Origin of the sequence: Paraburkholderia panacisoli, assembly GCF_008369935.1 — a bacterium.
GTDB lineage: Bacteria > Pseudomonadota > Gammaproteobacteria > Burkholderiales > Burkholderiaceae > Paraburkholderia > Paraburkholderia panacisoli.
The window spans coordinates 42680-49438 of the sequence record NZ_VTUZ01000057.1; the positions used below are offsets into that span (position 1 = coordinate 42680).

Below are 6759 nucleotides of genomic sequence, written 5' to 3' on the forward strand. Positions count from 1 at the left end.
AAAGTGCCTAAGACCTCTAAGCTCGTCGGGCGTCGGGTACGCCAGACTTGAATGTGGACGGATCGTATTATTGTGGCGCCGCCACTGTTCGTCGCTTTAGCTCACAATTCAGCGTTGCAAATAATCGTTATATTCTGACTCGCCCCACTGATATCCCTTGAGCAGATGACGAAGGGTTTGCCTGGATTCGGGCGTGGTGGCGACGACCGTCTCAAGGACGTCGGTGTGGAGTTCGTATTCCCGGCGCATGGTCGATGTGGTCAGGTAAGCAGTTCGAGGTGCTGCGCGCCGGCGGGCACCGCGTCGACCACCAGCCGGCGGTCGAACGTGGCGAGCGTGCCGTCGTGCGCCCTCGCGAGCGCAAGCAGGTACGTATCGGTGACCTGGTCGGTCGCCAGCAGCCGGGTCGCGTCCACGTGCTGCGGGTCGAGCAGACTCACATCATCGGACCAGAAACGGTGGCCAGGGTGCGCGCGCAACTGTGCGACAAGTGGCGCGACGGCCGCCGGCGAACCCGGCGTGTTCGGATACTTCGGATTGCCGATAATACGCAGCACGCCGTTTTCGGTCAGCGGACAGGTTGCCCACGACACATGTCCGACCCGCCCAAACCACGCGTGCGCCACGTCATGCTGGACGTGGCCCGGGTCAAGCAGGGCGATCAGCACGTTAACGTCGAGCAGATAGATCATCAGGGCGCCTCGTCGCGCAGCTGGTTGACGAGATCGAGCGTGACCGGACGATTGCCGGCTGCGGTCTGCAGCACCGGCAGCCCGTTGCGCACCGCCGGCGACACCATACCGGCAGGCGGCTGCAGCGCTGCACGGGCCAACTCCGACAGCACGTGTCCGATGCTGGTGTGTTCACGCTCGGCGCGCGAGCGGGCGACGGCGAGCACGTCGTCGTCAATATCGAGAGTGGTACGCATGCTGGACTCCTGTGTCATCACGCATCAAACATCGGATGCTTCATTTTAGCACTACCGCATCAAACATCAAGCATCATGTGATCGGGAATCAAGATGGCCTACGCTCTCCTGCCCCACGATGCGCTGTTCACTTCGTGGCCACCGACTGGAACACGTTCCGGGCTGTGGTGCAAATTACGGCTCTGGTGCAAATAGGTGGATTGGCCGAAAAGTTTCTTATAGTTACGGATACCTTATCGATCGGATAGGACAGCATTCCAGACGGCAGGCACAACGGCATCTTTGGGCCCGGGAATGGAGAGGTTGAACTGCCCCTTGCGAATTCGGTGCATCAACTCGATGCCGGCAATCGTGGTCGCGGCGCTCCTGAACCGTTTGAAGCCGAGCATCACGTTCGTTCTGGACTTGATGTTTCGATGGTCCTGTTCGACCAAGTTGTTCAGGTACTTCGAGGACCGGACCTTCGTATGCTCAGGCAGCAGGCCGTCGGCCTTCATTTCACGCACCGCCCGATGCGAGGCAGCATAACCATCGAGCGTGATCGTCTCTGGCGGCTGGCCCTGATGTTTGATCGCCTTTCTGAAAAAGGCTTTGGCAGCGCTCACGTCGCGCTTTGCCCTGAGCATGAAGTCCACCGTCTGGCCGGCTCGATCCACCGCCCGGTACAGATAAACCCATTTGCCACGAATCTTGAGGTAGGTTTCGTCAACACGCCATGACCGCCCTGTGGGTATGCCAAAACGATTCCAGCACTTGACGAACTCCGGCGTAAAACGCATCACCCAACGCATGATCGTGGTGTGCGCCAGCGACGAACCCCGCTCGGCCATCATCTCGACCAGATCCCGCAGGCTGAGCTTGTAGCGTAGATACCAGCGCACACAAAGAATGATCACGTCACGATCAAAGTGACGGCCGGCGAACAGCCCGTCCAAACTCTTCAGCCTGCTCATTGCGGCCCCTCAAATCGACCAACTCGACACTCTACCCGATTCGTTGATCGCTATTTGCACCACAGCCGCTTCGTCTACCCAAGAGGTTCCACGTTGGCTTGGGCAGGCGATTAACGCCTCTGAGCAGCGCGAGTTGCACATAAAGCGTCAGCTTGGTCGGCCACCACCACGGACAGAACCATCCGAACGAGTTCGAGATGACTCGAAGTTCCATCGTCTTGAAATCGATGCCTTTCTATTCCAGGACAGATGCGATTTCACGGACGCCGCGTGTGGAGCATGGCCAGTCGAAGTGACACAGGAACCCGGTTCCATTGCCGTCGGTTCCGCCGACCCCTGTACACGGGCCGACGTTTTCAGTAAAGAGCTCGCGCTCTTTATCGGTTGGCAGGAGGATTTTGAAAGCCCGTTGCCTTACTTTTGCTACCATTCATTCTCTCTTGTTGTTGTATCCGGAGGGGCGCACGATTCCGTGTGCTTCACCGCCAGTTTTATTGGTTGATAAAAAAAAGGCCGACCCTTTCGAGGCCGGCTTCATGTTTCCGGGAATTTTCGGTTACTCTGGAACGTAACCCAGCTCTCGCTGGTGACGTATAGATAGCAGTAAAACATGCGTATCCGAGTGCGCATACAAGATCAGATGCGAACGCAGCACGTACTCCCGCAGTTCAGGCAGCCCAGCTTCGGCAGCCAATCGCAACGCGCGCTCGAGCCGCATCTTGCCTTCGAACGAAGTGGCGCTGAGAGCGCCAGCGGGACGACCAATTTTGGGATGGAGCGCGACGAGATCGCCGAAACGATAAATCTCGCTCCACAATTGTTCGACTCTGTCCGGCGCCGAAGGTACGTCCTGCTGCAACATGAATTCTTGGATGGTCTCCAGTCGCTCCTCGAGGGTCTCCGCAAAATCGACATGCATCATTTCTTGGACTCAGCACGACGCTGCATCGTGTCGCGTAGTTCCGACAGAGGCTTGACCCGGCCAGCGAGCGCATCCTTGAGACCCTTTTCGGCATCATCCAGCATGACCAGTCTGCCGTGTTCCGCTTCGAGCGCGTGGTAATAATCCAGCTTCCGCGCGTCAACGAGTGCCACGTAGGCGGAACCGTTTTTCGTCAGAACCTTCTCGGAGCCTGCTACGACGGCCTCTGCCAGTTCCGTCAACCGGGCGCGGGCCTCGGTAATTGGTACCACATCACTGGTTTGGAATGACATTATGGATCCTTTGCAGAATTCGTTAACGTTAAGCTATAAGCAATCGTGCGACAAGTCAAGCCTTCCGGCGGAGCCAAGGACAGAAACTCGAGTACGGATTACAGACTTCTTACCGTTATCATTTCCTTCTTTTTTTGACGCGAAGGCCGACGCGGCCGATGCCGACATGACGAAAATGATCGGGAAGCAGTGGACCGACGTCACCACTGAAGGTAACGGTGCCTATTTCAGCTGGAATCAGTCGGCGGGCGGAATCAGGCGTCCTGGCACTGGCGGATTTACCAGTGTGACGAAAATGAGAAGCGCGTTGCTGTATATGACCAAACTCGACCGCTACCTCAAATTGAGTGTTCCTTCGGGCGGCCGCACGTTCGATCGCGGGAATATGCCGAAAACGACATGACTGCGTTGCGTTCGACGGCTAGATTCCATCCCCGACCGTCATAAAGTGTGGTAACGGACTAAAACCGGGGTCATCGTCTCCAGTGCCGGCTCCGCCATCACTCAAATCGCCGCCGTCAGTATCAGGAGGGGCGTCGCCTGGGTCTCCCTCACTTCCCATAGGCGGGTTCATGTCTACAGGATCGGCAGTAGAGTCGCCGATTGAGTACACCTTGCAAATCGCTTTTAAAAGTACACCAGCAACGGCAACACTGACTTTTACCCAAGCATTACCCCCGACGAGGCTGTTTAGGGCCGTTGTCGCCGCAGTAATGACAGCGTCACATCCCAGATCTTGCAGTGCGGATCGATCACGACGAGTTCGGCCCACATTACCGCCGCCCGAGTTGTCGACACCTGCGGCAGCAGACGCCCGAAAGCTGCGGTTCCAGTTTGCGAAACAGGTCGGTGAATGATGCGAATCCCTGTTCGCCAGCCTCGTCAAGTCAGCCAGCGACCCTTGCGCGATCATTTTCACCTTCGTCTCGATGTCCGTCGCTCGGTGGTGACCAGTCTCCTTCATGAATGGCGCCACTGATCGATGGGGAAAAAAATCCGTGCGCATCGGGCGTTAGCAGCACTCGGATTGTCGCGACTGGCTTATCAGGAAGCGATAGACCAATTGTTAGCGCGGGCGGAGCCTGACTCGCTACGACAAAGGAAATTCGATGCGAACCGGCCGGAGTCAAAAACGAAAAAAGCACCGCATCGTAAGGGCGACGGACGCTTTTCCCATCGCCCAACCCCGCAACGCGACTTATTCGAAGGCGAGACATTTTTCTGCCGCTACCACGAACGTAAGCTTCTGCAGACAATCCCAACCGGCCACCCTGGTAGAAAACTTCATTGCCATGCCCATCAACAGCAAACGCGGGGCGAAATCTGGCGAGCTGCGCTGATCCGCACCATGCGATCGCCTTCGTTGCTAACCCGGCAGACAACGCACGGTCGCGATGCTCCAATTCGGTTAGAAGCTCTACACTTGTGCTGTTGGTCACGACAAACCCTCCGGAACCGCATCGTCAAGGCGTACATACGGATCAGAAATCACCGGTGATCGATGTAGTGATCCCCGGCCTACCATAGGGCTGCCAATCGAGACGTTGGGCTCCCGCGATTTCGACGCCCAGCGGGCTGGATAAACCATAGGCATGCGGGGTTAGGAAAGCAAGGCCTTTCGCGGATAGCGCCTGAGCGTAGAGCCGGAGCAGTCGATCAGCTGCTGGTAGGAGCAGATACGGGCACTCAACTCGGCTTCATCCCTACTTCGCTTTTGGGGAGGCTGGCGGAACCGAAGGTAAGCACTGCATCGTGATGTTGGCGTTCGTATTGAGTTGGGTGGTAACGATGCACTGGTTGAGGCCACACACAGCTGTACATATTCAGCTGAGGTGGGACGGGCGGTGGAGGGTTGCCGGTGACGGCGACACCTGGGCTGCACAAGCAGGGTGGTTGCGCTTGGGCTGCATCGCGCGGCACGCGGCATTTCTATCGCGCTGTCGACCTACAACCATCTGAACTTCAACTTCGGATACACCTACCAGGCAGGCGCACTCATCGCCGATGACGTTCCTGCTCCGATACCGCTCGATCGCGATGGAGACTTCAGAAGCAGTTCCACACCGGGTCACTCGCTGCCGCATGCGTGGCTCGAAAATACGCGAGGGCGCTACTCGATCAACGAATTGGTCGGGCGCGGACGGTTTCTGCTGATTGCTGGAGAGCACGGGCAGGCATGGTGTACGGCGGCTCGCAAACTTGCCGCGAGGCTCGGGATATCGCTCGATGCGCTGACCATCGACGTACATGACGGAGATCGGTTCGATTTCCGTTGCGAGTGGCTCAAGCAGCGCGAATTCGGGCCGGCCGGTGCCGTGCTCGTGCGTCCGGATCACTTCATCGCGTGGAGAGCAATGGGCGAGGGCGATGATCCGGATGCGGTGCTGGCGGCGGCATTGAAGAGAATTCTGGCGCTAGTGTGATTCGAAGGACTGCCCTTTTTCTGCTCGCGAGCAGAGGGGCAGGTAAAGCGAAAAAATTACAATAGAAGAGAAATAGCTCGCCCGCTCGACAACGAGCTAGCGTCCCCTTTTCTGCATAAGGTGGATCGCTGGGCGAGCTGGTCTGCTCAGGAAGAGGCTCCGCGCCATGCAACGGTTCGTCCCGGTACTGGATGATGCGCTGTGATTGCCGATCGTACGCTATCGGCGCAGATAGAAATTACAGTTCGCTGCCAGCGCAGCTTAACGATGCGGAAACCGTCTCCGTGTTACTTGCGATTTGACCTAATTTTTTCATCCGTCGGAAGGCTGCGGCTCGAGCGGACAGTAGTACCGTGCTGCTCTTCTGCCGAGGCACAGCCGTCCGGCCCTGTTACATCAGGCGAAGCACGATTCTCTGAAGGAGGGCGGGCAGGTCGCGCCGCACGTCGACCACGAGATGCACGAAAACGGTATCGTCGCGATCCTGATAAATGATCCGGTTCTTGCCCGAAAGAGCTTGCCGGAAACCGTCCCCGAAGAAGCCCTCAAGCTCGGCAGGCGGATGACCGCTCGCGGGGAACTGGCGAATGTGGGCGATCGTTTCCTGCAGTTGGGCCGATGTCTGACGCCAGGTTTCCCATCCGAATGTGCGCACGACATAGCTTCTGATCTCGTCGATGCCGATCCGCGCAGTCGGGAGGATGCGGTATTTCAGCAGCGGTGCCGCCATCAGCGGAGCTTTTCCTGACGGTCGAGTTCGTTGAGTTCAGCAAAGAACTCATCGCCATCGGAGTAATCCCCGCGCTCGATCTGCTTCTGGCCAATAGCCAGGATTTTCAGCAGCGCGAGGGTCTGCTGCGTCGATTCGTAGGTTCGCACATCCTGGACGACGAGCTTCGCCTCGCCGTTCTGCGTAATGACGAGCGGCTCTCCCGACTCAGTCAGGTCCTTGACGATTTGCGCTGCTTCGCTTTTGAGGTAGCTGATCGGCTTCACATGGTCGGCGAGATGCATCAGGCGCTCCGGGTAAGGTTCATACAGGACCGAATTTAAACCATTAACGGTCCGATAGCAACCTGTGAAGTGCCTGTCCGCAGGCTACAGTTGACATAATCTTAATTATCAACTTCAGTGGTACGTGGAAGAGCGTTGCGGATTTCCCGTTTCTTTCACGAATTCGACGCAACGGCTTCGTACCATTTGGTACCTGATCACTGTTGCGTGAATCAATGGCATTTCT

General features: G+C 57.4%; 10 protein-coding genes. 2 read left to right on the forward strand and 8 right to left on the reverse strand.

The window, feature by feature from the left end:
* Positions 1–260: 260 nt before the first annotated feature.
* The 5 genes from FVF58_RS44395 to FVF58_RS44415 form a co-directional block, all read right to left on the reverse strand.
* A complete protein-coding gene (locus tag FVF58_RS44395) occupies positions 261–692 on the reverse strand; it encodes a TA system VapC family ribonuclease toxin (RefSeq protein WP_149675934.1) in 432 nt (143 codons plus the stop codon).
* Positions 692–928 (reverse strand): CopG family transcriptional regulator, encoded by a 237-nt coding sequence (locus tag FVF58_RS44400; RefSeq protein ID WP_149675935.1) that lies wholly within the window; start codon positions 926–928, stop codon positions 692–694. The genes FVF58_RS44395 and FVF58_RS44400 overlap by 1 nt, the downstream gene beginning before the upstream one ends.
* A gap of 233 nt (positions 929–1161) precedes the next feature.
* Positions 1162–1881: an IS6 family transposase gene (locus FVF58_RS44405; protein WP_149675936.1), complete on the reverse strand. Its 720-nt coding sequence runs from the start codon at positions 1879–1881 to the stop codon at positions 1162–1164.
* 556 nt (positions 1882–2437) lie between these two features.
* Positions 2438–2803 (reverse strand): type II toxin-antitoxin system RelE/ParE family toxin, encoded by a 366-nt coding sequence (locus FVF58_RS44410; RefSeq protein WP_149675937.1) that lies wholly within the window; start codon positions 2801–2803, stop codon positions 2438–2440.
* The gene (locus tag FVF58_RS44415) at positions 2800–3096 is read right to left on the reverse strand and encodes a type II toxin-antitoxin system prevent-host-death family antitoxin (protein WP_149675938.1); all 297 of its coding nucleotides are present in this window, start codon (positions 3094–3096) and stop codon (positions 2800–2802) included. The genes FVF58_RS44410 and FVF58_RS44415 overlap by 4 nt, the downstream gene beginning before the upstream one ends.
* A 1-nt stretch (position 3097) precedes the next feature.
* On the opposite strand from FVF58_RS44415, the gene FVF58_RS44420 reads away from it, so the two are divergent.
* Entirely contained in the window at positions 3098–3499 is a 402-nt protein-coding gene (locus FVF58_RS44420) for a hypothetical protein (RefSeq protein WP_149675939.1), read from the forward strand.
* 18 nt (positions 3500–3517) lie between these two features.
* On the opposite strand, the gene FVF58_RS52015 is transcribed toward FVF58_RS44420, so the two are convergent.
* Complete coding sequence (locus FVF58_RS52015; RefSeq protein WP_188131148.1) at positions 3518–4060, reverse strand: hypothetical protein; 543 nt, start codon at positions 4058–4060, stop codon at positions 3518–3520.
* A 925-nt stretch (positions 4061–4985) separates the two neighbouring features.
* Here FVF58_RS52015 and FVF58_RS44430 point away from each other — a divergent pair.
* Positions 4986–5519 (forward strand): aromatic-ring hydroxylase C-terminal domain-containing protein, encoded by a 534-nt coding sequence (locus tag FVF58_RS44430; protein WP_149675941.1) that lies wholly within the window; start codon positions 4986–4988, stop codon positions 5517–5519.
* A 391-nt stretch (positions 5520–5910) separates the two neighbouring features.
* Here FVF58_RS44430 and FVF58_RS44435 read toward each other — a convergent pair whose 3' ends face one another.
* Entirely contained in the window at positions 5911–6249 is a 339-nt protein-coding gene (locus tag FVF58_RS44435) for a type II toxin-antitoxin system RelE/ParE family toxin (protein ID WP_149675942.1), read from the reverse strand.
* Complete coding sequence (locus FVF58_RS44440; protein ID WP_149675943.1) at positions 6249–6533, reverse strand: type II toxin-antitoxin system Phd/YefM family antitoxin; 285 nt, start codon at positions 6531–6533, stop codon at positions 6249–6251. Before FVF58_RS44440 ends, FVF58_RS44435 begins: the two co-directional genes overlap by 1 nt.
* Between the last annotated feature and the right edge of the window lie 226 nt (positions 6534–6759).

Coding starts and splice junctions, on each gene's coding strand:
- FVF58_RS44395 (WP_149675934.1), bottom strand. CDS start 692: ATGATCTATCTGCTCGACGTTAACGTGCTGATCGCCCTGCTTGACCCG.
- FVF58_RS44400 (WP_149675935.1), bottom strand. CDS start 928: ATGCGTACCACTCTCGATATTGACGACGACGTGCTCGCCGTCGCCCGC.
- FVF58_RS44405 (WP_149675936.1), bottom strand. CDS start 1,881: ATGAGCAGGCTGAAGAGTTTGGACGGGCTGTTCGCCGGCCGTCACTTT.
- FVF58_RS44410 (WP_149675937.1), bottom strand. CDS start 2,803: ATGATGCATGTCGATTTTGCGGAGACCCTCGAGGAGCGACTGGAGACC.
- FVF58_RS44415 (WP_149675938.1), bottom strand. CDS start 3,096: ATGTCATTCCAAACCAGTGATGTGGTACCAATTACCGAGGCCCGCGCC.
- FVF58_RS44420 (WP_149675939.1), top strand. CDS start 3,098: ATGGATCCTTTGCAGAATTCGTTAACGTTAAGCTATAAGCAATCGTGC.
- FVF58_RS52015 (WP_188131148.1), bottom strand. CDS start 4,060: ATGAAGGAGACTGGTCACCACCGAGCGACGGACATCGAGACGAAGGTG.
- FVF58_RS44435 (WP_149675942.1), bottom strand. CDS start 6,249: ATGGCGGCACCGCTGCTGAAATACCGCATCCTCCCGACTGCGCGGATC.
- FVF58_RS44440 (WP_149675943.1), bottom strand. CDS start 6,533: ATGCATCTCGCCGACCATGTGAAGCCGATCAGCTACCTCAAAAGCGAA.